Origin of the sequence: Allobosea sp. 67-29, from assembly GCF_001898115.1 — a bacterium.
GTDB lineage: Bacteria > Pseudomonadota > Alphaproteobacteria > Rhizobiales > Beijerinckiaceae > Allobosea.
Genome location: NZ_MKSQ01000017.1, coordinates 38,246 through 59,941, shown reverse-complemented (window position 1 = coordinate 59,941; position 21,696 = coordinate 38,246). Strand labels below are relative to the sequence as shown.

The window sequence follows — 21,696 nt, the reverse complement described above, 5'->3', positions numbered from 1 at the left end:
CAACGGTTAGGAGCGTGATCGAGCGTGATGGAAATAGGTTGAGTGGGATGGTTGTGGACGAGGATGATCGCCGAGGCCGAGAGCTCGAGCGCCCGGCGCATCACCTCGCGCGGATAGACCGGGGTGTGGTCGACCGTGCCGGTCTGCTGCACCTCATCCGCGATCAGGGCGTTCTTCTTGTCGAGGAAGAGGATGCGGAATTGTTCCCGCTCGGCGAAGGCCATCGCCATCCGGCAGTAATCGATGACCGAGGACCAGGAGGAGAGGACGGTGCGCTTGGCGACGGCGCCTTTCGCCATGCGCCGGAGCGCCGCCTCGACGATCTTGAGATCGAGCGCCACGCCTTCGCCGACGCCCTTGACCTCGGTCAGGCGGGCGATTGGAGCGGCCAGGACCTCGGCGAAGGAGCCGAAGCGCTGCACCAGTTCCTTGGCGAGAGGCTTGACGTCACGCTGCGGGATGGAGCGGAAGAGCAGCAGCTCCAGCAGCTCGTAGTCGGGCAGCGCATCGGCGCCGGCCTCCTGGAAACGGGCGCGCAGCCGCTCGCGATGGCCGTGATAATGGGGGGCGGCCGCAGCCATGGGGGCGGCCGACTCGGCGAAGAGACCCGCGGGCGAGGAGGCTTTGCGCGATCCCTTGCCCGGGCGCTGGCTCATCGCGCGGCGAGCGGATTGTCGAGGCCGCCCGGCGAGAGCGTGAAGATCTCGCAGCCCTGCTCGGTGACGCCGATCTGATGCTCGAACTGGGCCGAGAGCGAGCGGTCGCGGGTCACCGCCGTCCAGCCGTCGGAGAGAACCTTCACGCCCGGCTTGCCGAGATTGATCATCGGCTCGATGGTGAAGACCATGCCTGCCTTGAGCTCGACGCCCTCGCCGGGGCTGCCGTAGTGCAGGATGTTCGGCGCGTCGTGGAAGAGCTGGCCGATGCCGTGGCCGCAGAAGTCCCGGACGACGGAGCAGCGTTCGGCCTCGGCATAGCGCTGGATGGCGAAGCCGATATCGCCGGTGGTGGCGCCGGCGCGCACGGCCTTGATGCCGCGCAGCAGGCTTTCATAGGTGATCTCGATCAGCCTTTCGGCCTTCCGCGAGATCTCCCCGACGCCGTACATGCGGCTGGAATCGCCGTGCCAGCCGTCGACGATCAGCGTGTAGTCGATGTTGAGGATGTCGCCTTCGCGCAGAGGCTTGTCGTCGGGGATGCCGTGGCAGACGACATGGTTGATCGAGGTGCAGATCGACTTGGTGTAGCCGCGGTAGAACAGCGTCGCCGGGTAGGCGCCGTTGTCCATGGCGAACTGGAAGGCGAGATCGTCGAGGCGCTGGGTCGTCACCCCGGGCTTGACGTAGGCGCCGAGCATGTCGAGGCCCGCGGCCGTGAGCCGGCCGGCCTTGTGCATGGCCGCGAAGGCCTCGGCCCCGTGAATCTTGATGGCGGGCTCGCGCGGACGCGAGCGGCCGATGGTGTCTTCGAATGTCATCGCGCGCGGGGAACTCCTTGCCCCATATCTATTGCGTTTGGCGTTCGAGGCAAGCCGGAAGCGTGCAGGCGCACGCGAATGGCTGGCATTGCGCTGCCGCAGGGTGTATCAGGCTGCCGCAATGGCCATCACCACTCCATCCCCGGCGGAAGAGCAGCCCTTCGGCGCCTTCGCGCCGAAGCCCTTTCTGGCGCGCATCATCAACCGGACGCGCGCTGCGCCGGACAATTTCCTCGGCCGTAAGAGCGCCTACGCCTTGCGCCGGATCGGCCTGCGCTCGCTCGAGGGCACCCCGGTCGACATCGAGGCGCTCGGCGCCAAGATGCGGCTCTATCCGGACGGCAACGTCTGCGAGAAGCGGGTGCTGTTCACGCCGCAATATTTCGATCCGGTCGAGCGCGAGATGCTGGCCTCGCGGATGCACGAGGGCTTCACCTTCATCGATGTCGGCGCGAATATCGGCGCCTATTCGCTGTTCGTCGCGGCTCGGGCCGGGCGCAGGGCGCGCATCCTGGCGGTCGAACCCCAGCCGGACGTCTTCGCCCGGCTTGCCTACAACATCGCCCAGAACCCGTTCGGCACCGTCAAGGCGGTGGCCTGCGCCCTGGCCGACAAGCCCGGCGAGCTGACGCTGTTCATCGACCCGGCCAATCGCGGCGAATCGAGCGTGCGCATCCTCAACTCGACGACGGCGAGCCCGGTGAAAGTGCCGGCCATGACGCTGCTGGCGCTGGTGGAAGGCGAGGGCTACGAGCGCATCGACGCGATCAAGCTCGACGTGGAGGGCGCCGAGGACCTGATCCTGGAGCCCTTCCTGCGGGATGCGCCGCCTTCGCTCTGGCCCGGCTTCATCGTCATCGAGGATTCGCGCCAGCGCTGGCAGAGCGATCTCGCCGGGCTGCTGAAGCGCAGCGGTTACCGGCTGGTCCGCCAGACGCGCATGAACATGCTGTTCGAGCGCGAGGCCACCTGATCGCGCAAGACGGTCATGGCCGGCGTGCAACCGGTCATGCTTGAGCAAAGCCTCGCCGCATCATAGCTCTTGGTCCGTCAGGTCAGGAGCGCCACCATGTCCGCAAGCCAGAACAGTCAGCCCCCGGTGATCGTGACCGCGGCGATCCTCGTCATCGGCGACGAAATCCTGTCGGGGCGGACCAAGGACAAGAACATCGGCTACATCGCCGAATACCTGACCAATATCGGCATCGAGCTGCGCGAGGTCCGGGTGGTGCCGGACGTGACCGACGAAATCGTGGCGGCGCTGAACGCGCTGCGGGCCCGCTACACCTATGTCTTCACCACGGGGGGCATCGGCCCGACCCATGACGACATCACGGCCGATTCGGTGGCTGCCGCCTTCGGCGTGCCGATCGACTACGATCCGCGCGCGGTCGCCATGATGCGCGAGCGCTTTTCCGCCGAGGACCTGAACGAGGCGCGGATGCGGATGACGCGGATTCCCGCAGGCGCCGAGCTGATCGCGAACTCGATCTCGAAGGCGCCGGGCTTCAATATCGGCAACGTCTATGTCATGGCCGGCGTACCGTCGATCATGCAGGCGATGCTCGACGTCGTGGCGCCGACCTTGACGACCGGCGCCAAGATCCTCTCCGAGACGGTGCAGGCGGGGCTGCGCGAAGGCGATATCGGCGGGCCGCTCGCTGCCGTGGCGAAAGCCCATCCGGGCGTGTCGATCGGCTCCTATCCGTTCTGGTCGGAGACGGGGCCCGATACCAACATTGTGGTGAGGTCGCGGGATGCTCAGCAACTCCAGGCTGCAATGGCGGATGTGAAGAAGATGATCCGCGACCATGGCAGACCTGTTTCGTAACGAGCAGTAGGGGTTGCAACTTTTGCGCGTGTCGTCATTGCCGCTCTTCAGTGAGGCAGTGCCGTTCGTCGATTGCTGTCGTTCTTGCGATTGAATTCTGTCGATATTTTACTCGAAGACGATTTAGACTATTCTGATTGTATCATTATTGCACGACCTCTCTTGTCGTAAAGTATTCGTAAACCGTTTTCGAGGCACTTTAGATTTCCTAAAAATGAGTTCTGGCCGCTCCCGCGGCGTCGCGGGGCGGTATTCCCATCGGCTTTCATCTGACGACGGCCTGCGCGCCGATCGGCTGCGCGGCATGCCAAGGGGGTATGGATGTCGTTCTTTTCAGGTCTTTCGGCGGGCCGGCGCAATGCGGGGCAGATCGCCGCGATCAATCGCTCGCAAGCGGTGATTCACTTCGACCTCGAAGGCAGGGTGCTCGATGCCAACGAGAACTTCCTCAATGTCATGGGGTACTCCCTCGCCGAGGTGAAAGGCCAGCATCACAGCCTGTTCGTCTTGCCCGAGGAGCGCGGCAGCGAAGCCTACAAGCAGTTCTGGGCGGATCTTGGCCGAGGCGAATTCTCGCGCGGACAGTACCTGCGCGTCGGGAAGGGCGGCAAGCAGGTCTGGATCCAGGCGAGCTACAACCCGATCATCGGAGCGGGCGGCAAGCCGGTTGGCGTGGTCAAGTACGCTTTCGACATCACCGAGCAGAAGAACCGCCTCGCCGATCTGGAAGGCCAGCGCGCCGCGATCGACAAGGCGCAGGCCGTCATCGAATTCGGGCTCGACGGCAAGATCCTGCATGCCAACGAGAATTTCCTCGCCGTGCTCGGCTATTCGCTGCCGGAGATCGTTGGCCAGCATCACCGCATGTTCGTCGATCCGGCGGAACGCGAGTCGAGCGCCTACAAGGCTTTCTGGGATCGGCTCGGCCGCGGCGAATACGATGCCGGCCAGTACAGGCGCATCGGCAAGGGCGGCAGGGAGATCTGGATCCAGGCGAGCTACAACCCGATCCTGAACGCGCAGGGGCAACCCTACAAGGTCGTGAAGTTCGCCACCGACATCACCGCGACATTCAAGGGCAAGCAGCTCGAGGCGGCGGTCAAGGAAACCTCCGAGACCATCGCGCGCGCCAAGGACAAGGATCTGACGGGCCGCGTTCCGCTGGAAGGCAAGAGCGGCGAGGTCGCCACGCTCTGCGCCGGCGTCAACGACCTGCTCGACACGCTGGCCGGCGTCGTCGCTTCAGTCCGCGACATTTCGGAGCGGATCGACGGGGCGTCGCTGAAGATCACCTCGGACAGCCAGCAGCTCGCCGAGCGCACCGAGGCGAACGCCGCCAGCCTGCAGGAGACGGCGGCGACCACCGAGCAGCTCGCCGCCTCCGTCAAGCACAGCGCCGGCAATTCGCGCATGGCGGTCCAGCTCGGCAACGAGGCGAGCGAGGTCGCCGCACGCGGCGGCGCGATCGTCACCGAAGCGGTCGATGCGATGGGGCGCATCGAGAAGGCCTCCTCCGGCATCTCCGAGATCATCTCGATGATCGACGAGATCGCCTTCCAGACCAACCTCCTGGCGCTGAACGCCGCGGTCGAGGCGGCGCGCGCCGGCGACGCCGGGCGCGGCTTCGCGGTGGTGGCGACCGAGGTGCGGGCACTGGCGGCGCGCTGCAGCGAATCCGCCAACGGCGTCAAGACCTTGATCGCAAACTCTGCGCAGCAGATTCAAGCCGGTGTCGGGCTGGTCAAGGATGCCGGGACGACGCTGCGCGAGATCGTCGATGCGGCCTCGAAGGTCGCGGTGACGGTCAGCGAGATCTCGCAGGCCACGACCGAGCAGGCCAACGGCATTGACGAGATGGCCCGCACGGTCGCGCATATGGACGAGATCACGCAGCAGAACTCGTTGCTGGCCGACCAGAGTGCCAAGGTCGCGCGCGATCTCAAGCAGGAGACCGAGGCGCTGACGGCCATGGTCTCGTCCTTCACGCTCGGCGGCGAGCGCCGGCAGGCCGGTCCGCATCTCGTTCATCAGACTGCCGCTGCGGTCGGCGGCGTCGAGGCTGCGGCGCGGCCGGTGATGCGTCCGGCGCGGCGCCTCGCCGCCGGCGGCGGCGACGGCTGGGCTGAATTCTGAGGCCGGAGCGCCAGCGGAGGCGGTGTCGCTGGGGATCGCGGCGGGCGGGGTCTTGCCAGTCGCCCTGCAATAGGGTTTTCGGTCGAGAACGGGCGCCTTTGGCGCCGCGATCAGCCCGGAGCGCTCGCCATGGCCGAACCGACCTCGAACAAGGCCTTCCCGGTTTCCTGGGACCAGTTTCACCGCGATGCCCGGGCGCTGGCCTGGCGGCTGGCGGAGAAGGGGCCCTTCGAGGCGATGGTCTGCATCACGCGCGGCGGGCTGGTGCCGGCGGCGATCATCTGCCGCGAGCTCGGCCTGCGGCTGATCGAGACGGTCTGCATCGCGAGCTATCACGACTACAAGAACCAGTCCGAGCTCAAGGTACTCAAGGACGTCGCGCCGAGCATCAAGGCGGTCGGCGACGGCAAGGGGAAGGGCGTGCTGGTCGTCGACGACCTGACGGATACCGGCAAGACGGCGCGTGTGGTGCGCGAGATGCTGCCGAACGCGCATTTCGCCACGGTCTATGCCAAGCCGGCCGGCGTTCCCGTGGTCGACACTTTCGTCACCGAGGTCAGCCAGGACACCTGGATCTATTTTCCGTGGGACATGGGCCTCTCCTATGTCGAGCCGATCGCCAAGGGGCACCAGGGCTGAACGGCTGACCGAGCCGCGGCATCAGCCGGTCGAGGGCGAGCGGAACGCGACCAGCATCCCGGCGACGACGACCGCCATGCCGGCGATCTCGGCCGGCGAGGGGTATTCGCCCAGCACGAGGGCGCTGCAGCTCGCCGTGACGAGCGGCACCAGCGGCAGGAACAGGGTCGCCCGGGCCGCGCCGAGCATCGCGACGGTACGGGCATAGAGAAACAGCGCGACGACGCCGACCAGCACCCCCTGATACACCGCCTGGAGCAGCAGCTCGGCGAGCGGCGCCTGCATCATATGCACCGGCAAGGCGAGCGCCACGACGCCGAGCAGCGGCAATGCCAGCACGCAGGACGCCACCGTGACCTCGATCGAGCTCGCACCCCAGCGCCGCGCCTGCAGGCCGAAGACCGACCACATCAGGGCGATGAGAACGAAGAGCAGGTCGCCGATCCAGGCATCGGGCCGGGATGGCGTCGCCAGCAGCGCGTCGCGCGAGAAGATGGCGATGCCGATGACGATGACCCCGAGGCCGGCAAGCCGCATCCGCCCGGCGCGTTCGCCGGTGACGAGGAAGACCAGCGCGGCGGTGAAGACCGGGATCAGCCCCGGCGAGATGATCGAGGAGTGCAGGGCCGGCGCGAAGTAGGCGCCGCCAACGAGAATCAGGCTGTAGAGCGGGCCGACCAGCAGCGCCATGAACCAGGCGCGCTTCCAGCCGAGCGCGCCGACGGGGAAGGGGCGGATGCGCGTCGCCGCCCAGGGGATCAGCACGGCGGAGGCTGCGACGAAACGCAGGATCGTCACGTCGGCGGGCGACAACCCCGCCAGCATCGCGTGGCGGGAGACGACGGCCTGGACGCCCCAGATCAGCGATGTCGTCAGGCCGCACAGAATGCCGAGCCATTTCAAGCGGGTGGTCATGGGGCGGCGTCTGTCATGCGCGGAGAGGTGGTGGCGGCGCTATGCCCGGCGACCATGCCCCTGACAATGGCGCCGCACGCAGCCCGCCACGGCGTTTTCGTCTGCGAGCGGCGGGACGCTGGCCGTCAGGCGGGCAGGGGCGATTCGACGAGGGGCAGCAGCCGCGAATCCGCGACGGCGGCCGTGCGATGGCCGAGGCCGGCGAGATAGGCCGGATCGCCCGCGAAGGCGATGAAATCCTGCACCGATCTCTGCCGCACGAGCATGACGCGGTCCCAGCGCTCGGTCTGCGGGCCGATGAGGAGCGGGCCGCCCTCGGCCAGGAACAAGAGCGAGCCGCCGCTGGCCTCCAGATGCGGCCGGGTATGCGCCACATAGCGCTCGAAGGCTTCGGCGCCGCTGATCGGCCGGCCGGGCGCCAGCTCCGGCGTCGCGGCATAATCCGCCACCGGGCGCAGCCGCAGCAGGTTGAGCATCACCACCTCGCCGGGAATGCCACGGCGAACGAGGTCGCGCCCGGCTTCCCAACTAGGCTCCAGATAGGTCGGCATCGTCTCACCCGGCTGGCAGGGCATCGGCCGCGAGGGCTTCGGCATGGGCGCGGATATCCGGCGGCCAGCTGCGGCTGTGAGCGGCGAAGCCTGCCGCGTCGCCAGCGAAGAGCGCGCGGGAGGCTTCCTCGAAGCCTTCGCGGTTGCCGGCCATGGCGGAGATGAAGGCATAGGCCGTCTCCTGTGCCTGCCGGGCCCGGCTGCGGCCGCCGTCGCTGCGACGCGCTTCCTCGACGAGGCGTCGCAGGGCCTGGGATGCGCCGCCGGGCTGCGCCGCGAGCCATTCCCAATGGCGCGGCAGCAGCGTGACCTCGCGGGCGACGACGCCCAGCTTCGGACGGCCGCGGCCGCGCTCGGCGGGCGGTCCGGCGAGGGGTTCGGCAGGCGGGCGGGGCTCCTGCAGCCGCGCGACGATGTCTTGGGGGGTGCCGCGCAGGTCGAAGTCGACGGCGCGGCCGGTTCCGTCGTCGAAGACGAGGATCGTGGCCGTCGGATCGGATTCGAGCGCGGCCTTCACGGCCAGAGCGACCTCGGGACGGGGACCGTGCGCGAGGCGGGCATCGCCCCGGAAGGCCGTGCAGTTCGGGATGGGCGGATGGGGCATCGTGGTGCTTCCTGGGTTGGCGGGCCTTCTAGCGCGACGCTTTCCTCCTGGCAATATAATCCGGGTAAAAATATCGAAGCGCCGGCACGCGCCGGGCTTGCCCCGCACCGCAAGGAATGCTGCAATGCAGCAAGAAGAGCGCGGGCGGCGCGCCATGGGCCGGGATCGGGAGATATCGCCATGCCGGAAACGATCGAAAAGGCGCCTATCCCGGCTGTCGACATCGTTGCCCTGGCGGATGACCTGCAGGACAAGATCGAGCAGGCGCGGCTGGCCTCGCGCGACGATCCCTTCGGCAATCCGGTGCTGCGGGTGACGCTGTGGCTGACGCGGCTGATGGATTCGGGCGAGCTGTCGGTCGCGGCGGCCGGGGAGCTGGTGCGGCTGCTCGGGCGCCGGGCGTTGCGCGAGCGGGCTGGGCGCCTCGCGCATTATGTCGGGCTCGAGCGGGACGAGGCGGCAGCGTTCGCGGCCATCGCGCGGCGTCAGGGCGAGGAGGCCGATTCCTTCGCCGCCTTCCGCGCCGCGGTCGAGCGGCCGCGCTTCGGCGCGGTGTTCACCGCGCATCCGACCTTCGGCATGCAGCGCCGGCTCGCGCATGCGCTGGCCGATCTCGCTTCGGGCGACGAGGCTGCCGGCGCCGTCATCGACGCGCCGGCGCTGAGCTTCCGCCCCGACGGGCGCATCACCTTGCAGGACGAGTTCGAGCAGGCGCGCTTCGCCGTGCGCCATGCGCGGGACGCCATCGACCGGCTCAATGCCGCCCTGCTCGCCGAGGCGCGGCGGCGCTGGCCGGAAGAGTGGACGCACCTCGCGCCGCGCCCGGTCATCCTGGCCTCCTGGGTCGGCTGCGACACGGACGGCCGCACCGATATCGGCTGGTGGGACACGCTGCGCTACCGACTTGAATCGAAGGACGGGCAATTCGCCCGCATCCTCGAGAAGCTGCCCGAGATGTCCGCGACGGAGGCGCTGCGCAACCTCGTCGGCGCTGCACGGGACGCAGTCCAGCGACAGCTCGCTCTGGCTCCGCCGATCGGGACGCAGCCTTCGCTGGAGGCGCTGCAGGCCTTTGCCCTGGCGCTGGTGCATGAGCGCGAGACGGCGCTGCCGGATTCGTCGCGCCTGCTCGCGGTGCTGGACGAGGCCCTGGCGGCAACCGCCGACGACAAGTCCCGGTTGGTGCTGGCGCTTGTGCGGGCGGGCGTCGTCGCTCACGGCGTCTCGATCGCGCTGCCGCATTTCCGGCTCAACGCCTCGCAGCTCCACAATGCGCTGCGCGGGGTGATCCCCTCCGATGGCGAGCCGGCCGAGCCGGCTCAGCGACGCGCGTTCCTCGCCGCCGCCAATGCGGCGCTCGGCAAGGTCGAGCCGGTCGGCGTCGATTTCGGGGGGCTCGCTGCCGAGCGGGCCTCGGCGGCGCGGATGATGATGACGATCGCGCAGATCGTGAAGCATGTCGACGGCTCGCGGCCGGTGCGTTTCCTGATCGCCGAGACGGAGACCGGCTACACGCTGCTCTGCGCGCTCTGGCTGGCGAGCCGCTTCGGCATCGCCGACAAGGTCGAGATCTCGCCGCTGTTCGAGACCTCGGATGCGCTGGAGCAGGGGCCGCGCATCATCGACGAGGCGCTGCGCAGCCCGCATTTCCGCGACTATCTCAAGCAGCACGGCCGGCTCTGCATCCAGTTCGGCTACTCCGACTCGGGGCGCTATGTCGGGCAGGTCGCCTCGACCTTCTGGGTCGAGCGTCTGCGCATCCGCATTTGCGAACTGCTCGCCCGCTACGAGCTCACCGGCGTCGAACTCGTGATCTTCGACACGCATGGCGAATCGGTCGGGCGCGGCGCCCATGCCGACAGCCTGGCCGACCGGCTGGCCTATCTCGAGCCGCCCTATGCCAGGCAGGCCTTCGCGAAGGCCGGCATCGCCACGGTGCGCGAGACCAGCTTCCAGGGCAGCGACGGCTATCTGCTGTTCGGCACCTCCGCATTGGCGGGCGCAACGATCGGCCGGATCGCGGAAGCGGTGTTCGCGGCACCCGAAGCCGGCGACGATCCGATCTATGACGAGCCGGATTTCGCCAGCGAGTTCTTCCAGACCGTGCGCGAGGAAATGAACGCGCTCGTCGACGATCCCGGCTATGCTGCGCTGATCGGCACCTTCGGCCCCTCGCTGCTCGACAAGACCGGATCGCGCCCGGCAGCGCGGCAGACGGAAGGTGCGGGCCCCGCGCGCATCCGCCATCCCCGCGAACTGCGCGCCATCCCGAACAACGCCATCCTGCAGCAGCTCGGCTGGATGGCCAACAGCCTGCACGGCATCGGCCATGCGGCGGCGCGCGCGCCCGACCTCTTCGGTGCGATGCGCGAGCAGTCGGACCGCTTCGACCGGGCCTATCGTCTCGCCGCCCATGCGATGGGCCATAGCGACCTCGACGTGCTGCGCGCCTATCTCGACACGCTTGATCCGGGAAGCTGGTTCGACCGGGCGCGCCGGACGGTGAGGGAAGGGCGGCGCGACGAACTCCTCGCCGTCGCGGACGCGCTGTCGGGGCTCGAGCTCGCGCCGGCGCTCAGGCGGCTGTTCTGGCGGCTGAGCGCCGACGCGCTGAAGCTCAGGGCCACGGCCGACGACGTGCCGCGCATGCCGGTCAGGCTTGCGGCGCTGCACGCGCTGCGGCTCGCGGCGCTGCACCGGATCTGGCTCAAGGCGGTGCATGTGCCCGATTTCCGGCCGCATGCCGGCGTCACGCGCGAGGCGCTGTTCGAGCGCCTGCTGCGCCTCGACGTGCCGGCGTCGCTGGCGCTGCTCGGCGAGATCTTTCCCCGCGATCCCGACCCGACCCTGGGGCTCGACTTCGGCGAGCCGCCCGGGCCGCGCGAAGGCGGGACCTATGAGGCCCTGCACCGCGACGTGCTCGTGCCGATGGGCGAGCTGTTCGCCCTGATCCGTGAGATCTCGGGCGCGATCCAGCACGAGATCGGTGCATTCGGATAGCGGCTCCCCGGGGTGAGGGCTTCCATGGGTGAAGCCGGCCAAGCGTTGCAACCCGCGCCGATGGCACTACGTTGACCGGCCGAGGAACCGCCGACCGGAGACGAGCCAGGCATGGCCGCCACCACCTTCGACGCCGCCGCAGCCCGCGTCACCGTCTTTCGCGCCCTGCTCCAGACCATCGAACGGCACGGCAGGAGTCGCATCGCGCTGGAAGATCCGGAGCGGCAGCCGATCAGCTATGGGCGGCTGGTGCTGGGCGCGCTGGTGCTGGGGCGCAAGCTCGCGGCGCTGACGGACGAGCGCGAACATGTCGGGGTGCTGCTGCCGAACATGCAGGGCATGGCGGTGACGCTGTTCTCGCTCCTCGCCTATGGCCGGGTGCCGGCGATGCTGAACTTCACCGCCGGCGTGCGCAACCTGCGGGCGGCGGGGGAGCTGGCGCAGCTCAGGACCATCGTGACCTCCCGCCGCTTCGTCGAGAAGGGCGAACTCGACGCCGAGATCGCCGCGCTCGGCGAGGGGCGGCGCGTGATCTATCTCGAAGACGTCCGCAAGCAGGTGACCAGTCTCGACAAGGCCTGGGGCGCATTGCAGAGCCTGGCGCCCGGGCTGGCGCACAGGCGCTACGAGGCCAAGCCCGACGATCCGGCCGTGATCCTGTTCACCTCCGGCACCGAGGGCACGCCGAAGGGCGTGGTGCTCAGCCACGCCAACCTGGTCTCCAATGCAAGGCAGGTCTTCGCCCATGCCGGGGGCGCGATCTCGGAGCGGGACATCTTCATGAACCCGCTGCCGGCCTTCCACTCCTTCGGGCTGACGGCCGGGATGCTGGTGCCGCTGCTGCACGGCATGAAGGTCGTGCTCTATCCGAGCCCGCTTCACTACAAGCAGGTGCCGAAGCTGATCCGCGACATGAAGGCGACCTTCCTGCTCGCGACCGACACCTTCCTTCAGGGTTACGCCCGGGCCTCGGACAAGGACGACCTCAGCAGCGTCCGCTTCGTCGTCGCAGGGGCCGAGCGGGTCAAGGCCGAGACGAAGCGGATGTGGGAGCCCTACGGCACCACGATCCTGGAGGGTTATGGCTGCACGGAATGCTCGCCGGTGATCGCCGTCAATACGCCGCGGGCGCTGCGCGAGAGCACGGTCGGCCGCATCCTGCCGGGGCTCGAGGCGGCGCTCGACCCGGTCGAGGGCATCCATGAGGGCGGGCGGCTGCGGCTGCGCGGGCCGAACGTCATGGCGGGCTATCTCGATCCGGCGCAGCCGGGCCGGATCGTCCCGCCGGAAGGCGGCTGGCACGACACCGGCGACATCGTGGTGATCGAGGACGGCTTCGTCACGATTCGCGGGCGGGCCAAGCGCTTTGCCAAGCTCGGGGGCGAGATGGTCTCCTTGGCGGCGGTCGAGACGATGATCGCGAAACTCTGGCCCGATCAGAACCACGTCGTCGTGGGCCTGCCCGATCCGCGCAAGGGCGAGCAGCTCATCCTGGTGACCGAAAAGCCGGATGCCGACCGCGCCGCCCTGCTCGAAGGCGCGCGGGCACAGGGCTTTCCGGAGCTCTGGGTGCCGCGCGCGATCCTGGTGACGCAGGCGATCCCGGTGCTGGGCAACGGCAAGATCGACTACGGCGCCACGCGCGAGCTCGCCGCCTCGCGCCGCTCGCTGCTTTGAAAAGGGAGCCTCGGTTCGTTTAGGATGAGCCCAGGCAATGTTCGGCCACAATCGTAACTATGTTGCATCGCATGATGATCCCTGCCTCCATCCTCGCCACCCTCCGCGTCGCCACGCTCGCTCCCGTCCTGTCGCTGGCGGGACCGGGCGATCTCGCGGCGCAGCCGCCCGGCGCGCTCTATGTCCGGCGCGACGAATGCGTCGAGGCCGGCAGGCTCAGCGCGGAGCAATGCGAGTTCGCCTACCGCAATGCGCATGCCGAATTCCTGCAGAAGGCGCCGCGTTATGCCTCCCGTGCGGCCTGCGAGCGCAGCCACGGGCGCTGCGGCGCGCAGATGATCGCGTCGGGCGGGTGGGAATCCTTCGGCAAGGGCGGCGCGACCTATGTGCCGCGCTTCGTCGGGGTCCGGGTGACAGGCGAGGGCGCGTCGGCGCGCGCCCTGCCGGTCGTGGAGGGCAGGACCGCGATCGCTTTCGCCGGGCGGCCGGTTTCGGAACTGCAGGACAAGGTCACCGGCCAGCGCGGCGTGATCGGCCTGGTCAGCAATGTCGGGCGCGGCGCGCACCGGCATGCCGGCCAATCCTCCGGCGCCGCCACCCGGAGCGGGGACCGCGACGACACCGTGCGCGTGCCGATGAAGGAGGAGCCGATCGGCGCGAACGTGCCGCCCGGCCTCTACGTCAACCCCGACGGCGTCGAATGGTACAAGCCCGCGCATCCGCATTGAGGGCGCCCGGAGGGCACTGGTGCGGACGGCGGGGATCGAACCCGCATAGCCGAAGGCCGAGAGATTTTAAGTCTCTTGCGTCTACCAGTTTCGCCACGTCCGCGCGGTTCGAGCGGTAGCGGGCTGCGGCCTGCGATGCAAGCGTGGCAGGCTGCCCGCTAGCGGCGCCGGTAGACGAGGCTGAGATTGTTCGCCGGCATCTCGACGATCTCGGGGCGGGCAAAGCCGGCGGCGGTCGCGAGCGCGGTGACGGCTTCGAGGTCGCGCAGCCCCCAGGCGGGGTCGCGGCTGCGCAGGCTTTCGTCGAAGGCGGCATTGCCGGGCTCGAGGGGGCGGTCCGACCGGCGGAACGGGCCGTAGAGATACAGCATGCCCCCGCCGGCGAGGAGGCCGGCGGCATGCCGGAAAAGCCCCTCGGCCGCCGTCCAGGGCGCGATGTGGATCATGTTGATGCACAGGATCGCCGCCGGAGCCAGCGCGGGCCAGGCTTCGCCGCCTGCGTCGATCGCGATCGGCGGCAGGATGTTGGCGAGCCCGCAATCCTCGATCCAGGCGGCGATGCTCGCCCGCGCTTCCGGGCTCGGATCGCTCGGCTGGAAGGTCAGCGCGGGGAGCGCGCGGGCGAAATGCAGGGCATGCTCGCCCGAGCCGCTGGCGATCTCGAGGACGAGGCCTTCGGCCGGCAGGATCTCGCGCAGCACGGCGAGGATCGCGTCGCGGTTGCGCTCGGCGGAGGGCGCCCGCAGGCGCGCATCGCCGGCAGGGCGGGCGATCTCGGAGGGATTCCAGAAGCTCGGCTTGGCGGTCGTCATGGCTCGGTCACCGAATCTTGGGCGGGCCCCATCGCTTTGGAGGCGCAATACGCTATAAGGGGGCCGGAAGCAGGCTGCCAGATGTCGCGGCTTTGCAGTGTGCAGGCTGGTTTTGTTAACCGAAATCCTGATCGTCGTGGTGCTGACCGTCATCAACGGTCTGCTTTCCATGTCGGAACTCGCCGTCGTCTCCTCGAGGCCGGCTCGGCTCAAGGTTCTCAGCGATCAGGGCAACAGAGGCGCGGCGACAGCCATGCGCCTTGCGGAAGACCCCGGCCGCTTTCTCTCCACCGTGCAAATCGGCATCACGCTCGTCGGCGTGCTCTCGGGCGCGTTTTCGGGTGCCACGCTCGGCACGCGCCTGTCGGAATGGCTCGGCGCGCACGGCTTCTCGCAATCGGCATCGGATACGCTGGGCGTCGGCATCGTCGTCGTCGCCATCACCTACCTCTCGCTGATCCTCGGCGAGCTGGTGCCCAAGCAGATCGCGCTGCGCGATCCCGAGCGCGTCGCTGCCCGCGTCGCGCCGGCGATGTCGCTGCTCTCCAGGATCGGCGCGCCGCTGGTGTTCCTGCTCGATCTCTCGGGCAAGACCGTGCTCGCGCTGCTCGGTCAGAAGGGCGAATCGGAGGAGAGGGTCACCGAGGAGGAGGTGCGCACCATCATCGCCGAAGCGGAGACGGCCGGCGTGCTGGAGCGCGACGAGCGCGAGATGATCGCCGGCGTCATGCGCCTGGCCGATCGCTCCGCCCGCGCCCTGATGACGCCGCGGCGCGAGGTGGAGCTCATCGACCTCGCGGATGACGTCGAGGAGTTGCGCAGGCAGCTGCGCGAGACGCGCCGCTCTCGCCTGCCGGTGCAGGACGGCGAGCCCGACTCGATCGTCGGCGTCGTGCTGGTGAAGGATCTGCTCGCCTTCCTGTCGCAGGGCGGGACGATGGAGGATCTGCGCTCGCATGTGCAGGAGACACCGATCGTGATGGACACGGCGAGCTCGCTCAACGTCCTGCGCGAGATCCGCTCGAGCCGGGTGCACATGGCGCTGGTCTTCGACGAATACGGTCATTTCGAGGGCATCATCACGCCTGCCGACGTGCTCGAGGCGATCACCGGAGCCTTCCAGGAGGAAGAGGAAAGCGAGCCCGCCGTCGTGGCGCGGCCGGACGGGTCCTACCTCGTCGCCGGCTGGATGCAGGCCGACGAGTTTTCGTCCGAGTTCGGCATCCCGATGCCGCGCGACGCCGATTTCCAGACCGTCGCCGGCTTCATCCTGGCCGAGATGAACCGCCTGCCCAATGTCGGGGAGACCTTCGACAAGGACAACTGGCGCTTCGAGGTCGTCGATCTCGACGGGCGCCGGATCGACAAGATCCTGGTCAGCCCCATCGAGTGAGGCGGCCGGATCAGCGCCGCGGCGGCTCGCCGGGCTCGATGACGCGGTATTCGGCGTCGATGATCTCGATCCGGTCGGCGGCAGGCCGCTGGCCGGCGAAGGGATCTGCAGCGCGGTCGAAGCCGGCCGCCTTCAGCTTCGCCTTGAGGCGCCAGACGGCGATGGCGCCGGCGATTGCGACGACCGGAATCAGGATGAGCGCGAGGCTCGCCGCCACCAGGAACAGGGTGACGCCGATGACGAAGCTCGCCGCCATGACGAGCCAGGTCACCCAGCGCGGCGCCGCAGCGGCGCGTCCGTTCAGCCGATCGTGTAGATTGACGCGGATCATGTCGTTTTCATTCCTTCCCGCGCCAAGAGATAGGAACGAATTGCGGCGCTGACGAGATGGGACCTGCGACTCTTGCGCCGGGCCGCTTCGGTTCAGGCCGCGTCGCGCCAGTCGTAGAGCCAGCCATAGCGGCTGCTCATGCCGTCCGGGCCGAGGCGCTTGAGCACCAGGTCGCGCCCGATGCTCCAGGGCCAGCCGAGATGGAAGGTGCGGCCGTTCTCCCGGCTCGTCTCCTGCACCCGGGCGACGCGCCGGGCGCGGGTCGCGGCGTAGGCGGCCATGGCGGCCGGCACGCCGGCGGCGCCTTCCTGAGCCAGATGTCCGGCGAGCAGCCGGGCGAGCACGCCGGCATCCTCGATGGCGAGCGAGGCGCCCTGAGCAAGGAAGGGCAGGACCGGGTGGGCGGCGTCGCCGAGGAGCGCGATCCGACCCTTGGCCATCGCGGCGGGCTTGCGGTCGAACAGCGACCAGACCTGCCAGCCCGGGGCGGCGTCGGCGAGCTGGCGCAGGGCCGGTGCCGCCTCGGCGAGATGCTCACGCAGCGCGACGCGGCGGCCTTCGCGGCTCCAGCCCTCACGGGCCTCCTGGGCCTGGCGCAGGACGACGAGATTGATCTGCCGGCCGCTCGAGACCGGGTAGTGGACGGCATGGCGCCGCGGCCCGAGATGCAGGGTCACGCCGGGCTTTTCGCCGGCGAGATGCGGGGCGGAGGCCGTCGGGATCATGGTCCGCCAGGCTTCGTAGCCGGTGAACGCCGGCGCGGCTTCGTCGCCCGCCAGGCTGCGCACCCGGGACCAGAGGCCATCGGCGCCGATCAGGCCGAGGCCTTGCAGGCGTTCGCCGCCGTTCTGGCCGGTGAGCGCCACGGTGACGCCCGCCTCGTCCTGCCGGACATCCTCGACGCCGCGTCCGACGATGAAGCGGATGTTCGGCATGGCGCGGGTGGCATCGAGCAGGATGGTGTGCAGGTCGATGCGGCTGAGCAGGCGGAACGGCGTCGGTTGCCGCGCGGCATCGGCCGGCATCTCGACGATCGAACGGCCGTCGCGCCAGCGCCGGACCGTCAGGCCGTGTGATGAGACGCCGACCCGCTTCAGCGGCAGGGCGAGGTCGAGCGCATCGAGCACGCGGCCGGAATTCGGGGTGATCTGCAGGCCGGCCCCGGTCTCGCCGAAGCCGGTGCGCTTCTCGATGACGGTCGAGGCGATGCCGCGCCGCGCCAGCGACAGCGCCGCCGTCAGGCCGCCAATGCCGGCGCCGGCAATGAGGAGGTGAGGAGCAGTCACGGCGAAAGCCTTCGATCGGGCGGCGTGCGGGGAACCGTCGGGGAGCGCAGGTGCCCCTCAGAACCTGCGCGATGGGCTGGCCGGTCGGGTCGCGGAGATCAGGCCGCCTTGGCGGCGTCGTGATACTCGCATTCCGGCGGGTTCGAGGCGCCGCCCTTCAGCGAGGCGTCGTATTTGAACAGCGTCGAGCAATAGGGGCAAATGATCTCGGCGTCCGATCCCATGTCGAGGAAGACATGCGGGTGGTCGAAGGGCGGCTTGGCGCCGATGCACATGAACTCGCGCGCACCGATGTGAATCGTGGCGACGCCGGGGTCATTGTGGAAATGCGGGATGCCGGTCGCGGCCATGGCTGTTCGCTCTTCAAGGCTGGAATGCGCGCGCAACCTATCCCGACACGCAGCGAGATGCCAGAGGCTGTTGAGGGCGAGACGGGTGTGCGCCGCGCACCCCGGGCATGCCATCCGCCTCACGGGCCGCGCAGGCAGGCCTGGGCAAGCCGGGTCATGCGGGTGCCTTCCTCCGGCGAGAGCGTATCGGTGAGGGCCTTCTGCCAGAGATTTTCGCGCTTCAGGCCGTCGACCGTGCAGGCGCAGACCTCGCCGCAGGCCCGCCCGGACAGGGCGGGGCCGGTGCAACTGCGCTGGCACTCGGCCCGGAACGCCCGCTCGTCCGGCGAGAGCGGCGTGACGACATGGGTCGCCAGCATGATCAGGCCGATGAACAGCGGCTGGTGGACGAGGTAGACGAGCAGGCTGTGGCGCCCGCCCCAGCACAGGACGCGCGAGGCTTTCGTTCGCGGCCGCCAGCTCGCCGCAGCGGTTGCCTCGAGGCGCGGCAGGACAAGGCGGGCGAGCGCGATGCCGGAGAGGACGCAGCCGAACCACGGGAAGACCGGCACGAAGTCCGCCGTCTGGATCGGGGCACGGGAAAATCCGATCCAGACGGCCCAGGGCTGGTCGAGCAGCGGGCTTGCGACGAAGGCGGGCAGGGCGAAGGCGATCGCCGCCGCGATGACGACGAGGAGGACCGGCAGGCGCAGGAAGGGCAGGGCGAGCACGCTCGCCAGCGCGACGTGGTGCAGGATGCCGAAGAAGATGAAGTTGTCGCGCATCGCGAAGAAGGTGCCGAGCGTCACCGCAGCGGCAGCGGCGATGACCATGGCCAGCCGCTTCAGGAAGGCGGCGCGGTTCAGGCCGTTGCGCGTGGCCAGCACCAGGCTGATGCCGACGACGACGAGGAAGGAGCCGGCGATGCAGCGGGCGAACAGCCGCCAGCCCGGCTCGAACGCGATATCGGTCTCGATCAGCCCGAAATTCGAGAGGTCATAGGCAAAATGGAAGACGAACATCGCCAGCAGCGCGATGCCGCGGGCGAGGTCGACGAGCTGGATGCGCCTTCGCTTGGCGAGGGGAGCCGGGATCGAGCTGGAGGGGGTGGCGGCGGCAGGTTCGGTCATGGCCGTCGTTCATAAGCAAGCCGCGTGGCGCCCGCTACCCAAAGCCGGCCCGGCATGGCAGGGAAGGCGGCATCGAGAGAAGGATCGCGACGGGACCCATGCAGAGCTTTTCCTCCGACGGTGTGAACATCGCCTATATCGATCTCGCGCCCACCGGTGAGACGCCGAAACACGAAACGGTGATGCTCGTTCATGGCTTCGCCTCGACCCACGTCATCAACTGGGTCAACACCCAGTGGACGAAGTCGCTGACCCATGCCGGCTACCGCGTCGTCGCGCTCGACAATCGCGGCCATGGCGAGAGCGAAAAGCTCTACGATCCGGCCGCCTATTCCTCGCAGGTGATGGCCGAGGATGTGCGCCGCCTGATGGACCATCTCGACATCCCGCGCGCAGCGGTGATGGGCTATTCGATGGGCGCACGCATCTCGGCGCATCTGGCGCTGGCGCATCCGCAACGCCTGAATGCGCTGCTGCTCGGCGGGCTCGGCATCCATCTGGTCGAGGGCGTCGGGCTGCCGATCGGCATCGCCGATGCGATGGAGGCCCCCTCGCTCGATTCGCTGACCGACCCGATGCAGCGCATGTTCCGCGCTTTCGCCGAGCAGACGAAGAGCGACTTGCGGGCGCTCGCCGCCTGCATCCGCGGCTCGCGCCAGACCCTGACCGCCGAGCAGGTCGGCCGGATCGCCGTGCCGACCCTGATCAGCGTCGGCACGAAGGACGACGTCTCCGGCTCCGGTCCCGAACTGGCAAAGCTCATTCCCGGCGCGCAGTCCTTCGCGATCGAGGGGCGCGACCACAACCTCGCCGTCGGCGACAAGAGCCACAAGCAGGCGGTTCTCGACTTTCTCGCGCGTTTGTGAGAATTTCCGGCCGACGAGGGGCGTTCTGGAAAATGCGGGCGACGCCAATGTGTTGTCGACGGTTCCTGAAAGACTGAATCCGGCGCCTCGCTTTTCGATTCAATCCTGTTCGACGCCAGCCTTTGATGCCGTCCCCGGCGACGGCTAGGCTCTCCTTCCGACGACGACCCTTTCCGGAGAACGATCATGCCGTCAGGGCGCTCCGCCATCGAAGCCCGCGATCCCGCCACCGGCCTCGACCGGGTCGATCCCGTCTGGGCGCGCCTGCGCAGCGAGGCAGAGGCCGCGGTCGCGGCCGAGCCGGCGCTCGGCACGCTCATCGTCGCCTCGGTGCTCAACCAGCCCAGCTTCGAGGGCGCCGTGGCGCACCGCGTGGCGCTGCGGCTCGGCCACCAGGCCGTGACCTCCGATTTGATCGAGCAGGCCTTCGCCGAGGCGATGGCCGAGGATGCCGCCATCGGCTCCGGCATGCGCGCCGACGTGCTCGCCGTGCTCGACCGTGACCCGGCCTGCTACCGGGTGCTCGAGCCGGTCCTGTACTTCAAGGGTTTCCATGCGCTGCAATGCCACCGGCTGGCGCATTGGCTGTGGCAGCGGAACCGGCGCGATTTCGCGCTCTACCTGCAGTCGCGTGCCTCGGAGATCTTCCAGACCGACATCAACCCGGCCGCCCGGATCGGCAAGGGCGTGTTCCTCGACCATGCGACGGGGCTCGTCGTCGGCGAGACGGCGGTGATCGAGGACAATGTCTCGATGCTCCACGGCGTCACGCTGGGCGGCACGGGCAAGCAGGGCGGCGATCGCCATCCCAAGATCCGCAAGGGCGTGCTGATCGGTGCCGGCGCCAAGATCCTCGGCAATATCGAGGTCGGCCAGTGCAGCCGCATCGCGGCCGGCTCGGTCGTGCTCCAGCCGGTGCCGCGCAACAAGACCGTGGCGGGCGTGCCGGCCAAGGTGGTCGGCGAGGCCGGCTGCGCCGAGCCTTCGCGCTCGATGGACCAGATCCTCGCAGGCGATTGCGGCGCCTATATCTGAGCGGCTTCCGCCGAGGCGACGAGCCATTCCATCACCTCGATGCGGCGCGCATGCGCGCCGAGGTGCGTGGCCGGCGTCAAGGTCAGGCTGTCGGCCGTCGCAACCGCCTGCCGAAACGGCGCCGCCAGACGTCCGGCTGCCAGATGGGGCGCAATGAGACTCATCCGCCCCATCAGCACGCCGGCGCCCGAGAGGGCGGCGTCGAGCGCCAGGCTGTAGAGCGAGAAGGCGGGGCCGCGCGCCGGATCGACCCTCGACCCCGGAGCAGCAATGGCGAGCCAGCGCGCCCAGTCGCCGCGCCAGACGGCGTCGTGCAGCAGCGTCTGCCCCGCCAGATCGGCGGGCGAGACCAGCCTTTCGGCCAGCGGCGGCACGCAGACCGGCAGGATCGCATCGGGGCCGATCCGGAGCGCGGACGGCTCCGCCGCCGCATCCCGGTAGAACAGCGACAGGTCGTGGGAATCGCGCCGCGGGTCCGGCGGTTCCTCCATGGCCGAGACGGAGATCTGCAGCCCGGGAAAGGCCTGCTGCAGCCGGCCAAGGCGCGGCGAGAGCCAGAGCTGGGCGATGCAGGGCAAGGCGGCGATGGCGAGCGGGCGGTGTGGCTCGCTGTCGCGCAGCGCCTGCACGGCCTGGCCGAGCAGGTCGAAGCCGCGCGTCAGCTTCGGCAGCGCCTCGCGCGCCGCATCGGTGAGGGCGACGCCTTGGGGCATCCGCCGGAAGAGCGGGACGCCCAGCGTCGCCTCCAGCTGCCGGATATGCTGGGTGACGGCGCCGGCCGTCACGCCGAGTTCATCCGCCGCCTTGACGAAGCTTCCCAGCCGCGCGGCCGCCTCGAAGGCGCGCAGCGCGTTGAGCGGCGGCAGGCGTGGGCGCGGCGGCTTGACGGGCAGAGGCGGGCTCCGTGTCGAGACTGAGATTTCCTCAGGCTCCCAAGCAGCAATACTCATTTGCGCGGC

The 21,696-nt window shown here is 69.1% G+C and carries 21 protein-coding genes and 1 tRNA gene; 10 read left to right on the top strand and 12 right to left on the bottom strand.

Going from position 1 to position 21,696, the window contains the following annotated elements; genetic code table 11:
- Positions 1-581: JAB domain-containing protein (locus tag BGO20_RS14670; RefSeq protein WP_291664873.1), on the bottom strand; the 581-nt coding region annotated here is incomplete at its 3' end.
- Between the two features lie 71 nt (positions 582-652).
- Entirely contained in the window at positions 653-1,477 is an 825-nt protein-coding gene (gene map, locus BGO20_RS14665) for a type I methionyl aminopeptidase (protein WP_291664875.1), read from the bottom strand.
- 121 nt (positions 1,478-1,598) lie between these two features.
- Between map and BGO20_RS14660 the strand changes: the two genes are divergently transcribed.
- The 4 genes from BGO20_RS14660 to gpt all read left to right on the top strand — a co-directional run bounded on the left by BGO20_RS14660 (position 1,599) and on the right by gpt (position 6,080).
- Complete coding sequence (locus tag BGO20_RS14660; protein ID WP_291664877.1) at positions 1,599-2,450, top strand: FkbM family methyltransferase; 852 nt, start codon at positions 1,599-1,601, stop codon at positions 2,448-2,450.
- Between the two features lie 96 nt (positions 2,451-2,546).
- On the top strand, positions 2,547-3,308 hold the full coding sequence (locus BGO20_RS14655; protein WP_291664879.1) for a competence/damage-inducible protein A: 762 nt from the start codon (positions 2,547-2,549) through the stop codon (positions 3,306-3,308).
- Between the two features lie 321 nt (positions 3,309-3,629).
- Complete coding sequence (locus tag BGO20_RS14650; protein ID WP_291664881.1) at positions 3,630-5,441, top strand: methyl-accepting chemotaxis protein; 1,812 nt, start codon at positions 3,630-3,632, stop codon at positions 5,439-5,441.
- A 129-nt stretch (positions 5,442-5,570) separates the two neighbouring features.
- Complete coding sequence (gene gpt / locus BGO20_RS14645) at positions 5,571-6,080, top strand: xanthine phosphoribosyltransferase (RefSeq protein ID WP_291664883.1); 510 nt, start codon at positions 5,571-5,573, stop codon at positions 6,078-6,080.
- A 21-nt stretch (positions 6,081-6,101) separates the two neighbouring features.
- Here the strand turns inward: gpt and BGO20_RS14640 are convergent, their stop codons facing one another.
- From BGO20_RS14640 to BGO20_RS14630, 3 genes are all read right to left on the bottom strand, one after another.
- Positions 6,102-6,995 (bottom strand): DMT family transporter, encoded by an 894-nt coding sequence (locus BGO20_RS14640; protein ID WP_291664885.1) that lies wholly within the window; start codon positions 6,993-6,995, stop codon positions 6,102-6,104.
- 125 nt (positions 6,996-7,120) lie between these two features.
- On the bottom strand, positions 7,121-7,591 hold the full coding sequence (locus BGO20_RS14635; RefSeq protein ID WP_291664887.1) for a DUF1330 domain-containing protein: 471 nt from the start codon (positions 7,589-7,591) through the stop codon (positions 7,121-7,123).
- Complete coding sequence (locus BGO20_RS14630) at positions 7,551-8,150, bottom strand: DUF2239 family protein (RefSeq protein ID WP_291664889.1); 600 nt, start codon at positions 8,148-8,150, stop codon at positions 7,551-7,553. The genes BGO20_RS14635 and BGO20_RS14630 overlap by 41 nt, the downstream gene beginning before the upstream one ends.
- 180 nt (positions 8,151-8,330) lie before the next feature.
- Here BGO20_RS14630 and BGO20_RS14625 point away from each other — a divergent pair, with 180 nt between their 5' ends.
- The 3 genes from BGO20_RS14625 (at position 8,331) to BGO20_RS14615 (ending at position 13,555) form a co-directional block, all read left to right on the top strand.
- Positions 8,331-11,150: a phosphoenolpyruvate carboxylase gene (locus BGO20_RS14625; protein ID WP_291664891.1), complete on the top strand. Its 2,820-nt coding sequence runs from the start codon at positions 8,331-8,333 to the stop codon at positions 11,148-11,150.
- Positions 11,151-11,261: 111 nt separating this feature from the next.
- Positions 11,262-12,827 (top strand): AMP-binding protein, encoded by a 1,566-nt coding sequence (locus BGO20_RS14620; protein ID WP_291664893.1) that lies wholly within the window; start codon positions 11,262-11,264, stop codon positions 12,825-12,827.
- Positions 12,828-12,898: 71 nt separating this feature from the next.
- Positions 12,899-13,555, top strand: coding sequence for a DUF1190 domain-containing protein (locus BGO20_RS14615; protein ID WP_291664895.1), 657 nt, complete (start codon positions 12,899-12,901; stop codon positions 13,553-13,555).
- A 17-nt stretch (positions 13,556-13,572) separates the two neighbouring features.
- Here BGO20_RS14615 and BGO20_RS14610 read toward each other — a convergent pair.
- Together BGO20_RS14610 and BGO20_RS14605 are read right to left on the bottom strand one after the other, a co-directional pair.
- Positions 13,573-13,658: transfer RNA gene (locus BGO20_RS14610), tRNA-Leu, on the bottom strand.
- Between the two features lie 55 nt (positions 13,659-13,713).
- Complete coding sequence (locus tag BGO20_RS14605) at positions 13,714-14,367, bottom strand: DUF938 domain-containing protein (protein WP_291664896.1); 654 nt, start codon at positions 14,365-14,367, stop codon at positions 13,714-13,716.
- 127 nt (positions 14,368-14,494) lie between these two features.
- Between BGO20_RS14605 and BGO20_RS14600 the strand changes: the two genes are divergently transcribed.
- Entirely contained in the window at positions 14,495-15,760 is a 1,266-nt protein-coding gene (locus BGO20_RS14600) for a hemolysin family protein (protein WP_362890023.1), read from the top strand.
- Positions 15,761-15,770: 10 nt separating this feature from the next.
- Here the strand turns inward: BGO20_RS14600 and BGO20_RS14595 are convergent, their stop codons facing one another.
- The 4 genes from BGO20_RS14595 to BGO20_RS14580 form a co-directional block, all read right to left on the bottom strand.
- Positions 15,771-16,091 (bottom strand): hypothetical protein, encoded by a 321-nt coding sequence (locus BGO20_RS14595; protein WP_291664900.1) that lies wholly within the window; start codon positions 16,089-16,091, stop codon positions 15,771-15,773.
- Between the two features lie 92 nt (positions 16,092-16,183).
- Positions 16,184-17,377 (bottom strand): FAD-dependent monooxygenase, encoded by a 1,194-nt coding sequence (locus tag BGO20_RS14590; protein WP_291664902.1) that lies wholly within the window; start codon positions 17,375-17,377, stop codon positions 16,184-16,186.
- 98 nt (positions 17,378-17,475) lie between these two features.
- Positions 17,476-17,727 carry a zinc-finger domain-containing protein gene (locus tag BGO20_RS14585; protein WP_291664903.1) on the bottom strand — a complete coding sequence of 84 codons (252 nt, stop codon included), beginning with the start codon at positions 17,725-17,727 and terminating at the stop codon, positions 17,476-17,478.
- A gap of 119 nt (positions 17,728-17,846) precedes the next feature.
- Positions 17,847-18,836 carry a heparan-alpha-glucosaminide N-acetyltransferase gene (locus tag BGO20_RS14580; RefSeq protein ID WP_291664905.1) on the bottom strand — a complete coding sequence of 330 codons (990 nt, stop codon included), beginning with the start codon at positions 18,834-18,836 and terminating at the stop codon, positions 17,847-17,849.
- A 98-nt stretch (positions 18,837-18,934) separates the two neighbouring features.
- Here BGO20_RS14580 and BGO20_RS14575 point away from each other — a divergent pair, with 98 nt between their 5' ends.
- Entirely contained in the window at positions 18,935-19,702 is a 768-nt protein-coding gene (locus tag BGO20_RS14575; protein ID WP_291664907.1) for an alpha/beta fold hydrolase, read from the top strand.
- A gap of 186 nt (positions 19,703-19,888) precedes the next feature.
- A complete protein-coding gene (gene cysE, locus BGO20_RS14570; protein ID WP_291664909.1) occupies positions 19,889-20,737 on the top strand; it encodes a serine O-acetyltransferase in 849 nt (282 codons plus the stop codon).
- Here the strand turns inward: cysE and BGO20_RS14565 are convergent.
- On the bottom strand, positions 20,728-21,687 hold the full coding sequence (locus BGO20_RS14565; RefSeq protein WP_291664910.1) for a LysR family transcriptional regulator: 960 nt from the start codon (positions 21,685-21,687) through the stop codon (positions 20,728-20,730). The two genes, cysE and BGO20_RS14565, sit on opposite strands and share 10 nt — an antisense overlap.
- Between the last annotated feature and the right edge of the window lie 9 nt (positions 21,688-21,696).

What these genes read in the sequence shown, in the direction of transcription:
- BGO20_RS14605 (WP_291664896.1), bottom strand. Translation starts at nt 14,367, where the DNA reads ATGACGACCGCCAAGCCGAGCTTCTGGAATCCCTCCGAGATCGCCCGC.
- BGO20_RS14575 (WP_291664907.1), top strand. Translation starts at nt 18,935, where the DNA reads ATGCAGAGCTTTTCCTCCGACGGTGTGAACATCGCCTATATCGATCTC.
- BGO20_RS14640 (WP_291664885.1), bottom strand. Translation starts at nt 6,995, where the DNA reads ATGACCACCCGCTTGAAATGGCTCGGCATTCTGTGCGGCCTGACGACA.
- BGO20_RS14565 (WP_291664910.1), bottom strand. Translation starts at nt 21,687, where the DNA reads ATGAGTATTGCTGCTTGGGAGCCTGAGGAAATCTCAGTCTCGACACGG.
- map (WP_291664875.1), bottom strand. Translation starts at nt 1,477, where the DNA reads ATGACATTCGAAGACACCATCGGCCGCTCGCGTCCGCGCGAGCCCGCC.
- cysE (WP_291664909.1), top strand. Translation starts at nt 19,889, where the DNA reads ATGCCGTCAGGGCGCTCCGCCATCGAAGCCCGCGATCCCGCCACCGGC.
- BGO20_RS14635 (WP_291664887.1), bottom strand. Translation starts at nt 7,591, where the DNA reads ATGCCGAAGCCCTCGCGGCCGATGCCCTGCCAGCCGGGTGAGACGATG.
- gpt (WP_291664883.1), top strand. Translation starts at nt 5,571, where the DNA reads ATGGCCGAACCGACCTCGAACAAGGCCTTCCCGGTTTCCTGGGACCAG.
- BGO20_RS14630 (WP_291664889.1), bottom strand. Translation starts at nt 8,150, where the DNA reads ATGCCCCATCCGCCCATCCCGAACTGCACGGCCTTCCGGGGCGATGCC.
- BGO20_RS14585 (WP_291664903.1), bottom strand. Translation starts at nt 17,727, where the DNA reads ATGGCCGCGACCGGCATCCCGCATTTCCACAATGACCCCGGCGTCGCC.
- BGO20_RS14655 (WP_291664879.1), top strand. Translation starts at nt 2,547, where the DNA reads ATGTCCGCAAGCCAGAACAGTCAGCCCCCGGTGATCGTGACCGCGGCG.
- BGO20_RS14595 (WP_291664900.1), bottom strand. Translation starts at nt 16,091, where the DNA reads ATGATCCGCGTCAATCTACACGATCGGCTGAACGGACGCGCCGCTGCG.
- BGO20_RS14650 (WP_291664881.1), top strand. Translation starts at nt 3,630, where the DNA reads ATGTCGTTCTTTTCAGGTCTTTCGGCGGGCCGGCGCAATGCGGGGCAG.
- BGO20_RS14580 (WP_291664905.1), bottom strand. Translation starts at nt 18,836, where the DNA reads ATGACCGAACCTGCCGCCGCCACCCCCTCCAGCTCGATCCCGGCTCCC.
- BGO20_RS14620 (WP_291664893.1), top strand. Translation starts at nt 11,262, where the DNA reads ATGGCCGCCACCACCTTCGACGCCGCCGCAGCCCGCGTCACCGTCTTT.
- BGO20_RS14660 (WP_291664877.1), top strand. Translation starts at nt 1,599, where the DNA reads ATGGCCATCACCACTCCATCCCCGGCGGAAGAGCAGCCCTTCGGCGCC.
- BGO20_RS14615 (WP_291664895.1), top strand. Translation starts at nt 12,899, where the DNA reads ATGATGATCCCTGCCTCCATCCTCGCCACCCTCCGCGTCGCCACGCTC.
- BGO20_RS14625 (WP_291664891.1), top strand. Translation starts at nt 8,331, where the DNA reads ATGCCGGAAACGATCGAAAAGGCGCCTATCCCGGCTGTCGACATCGTT.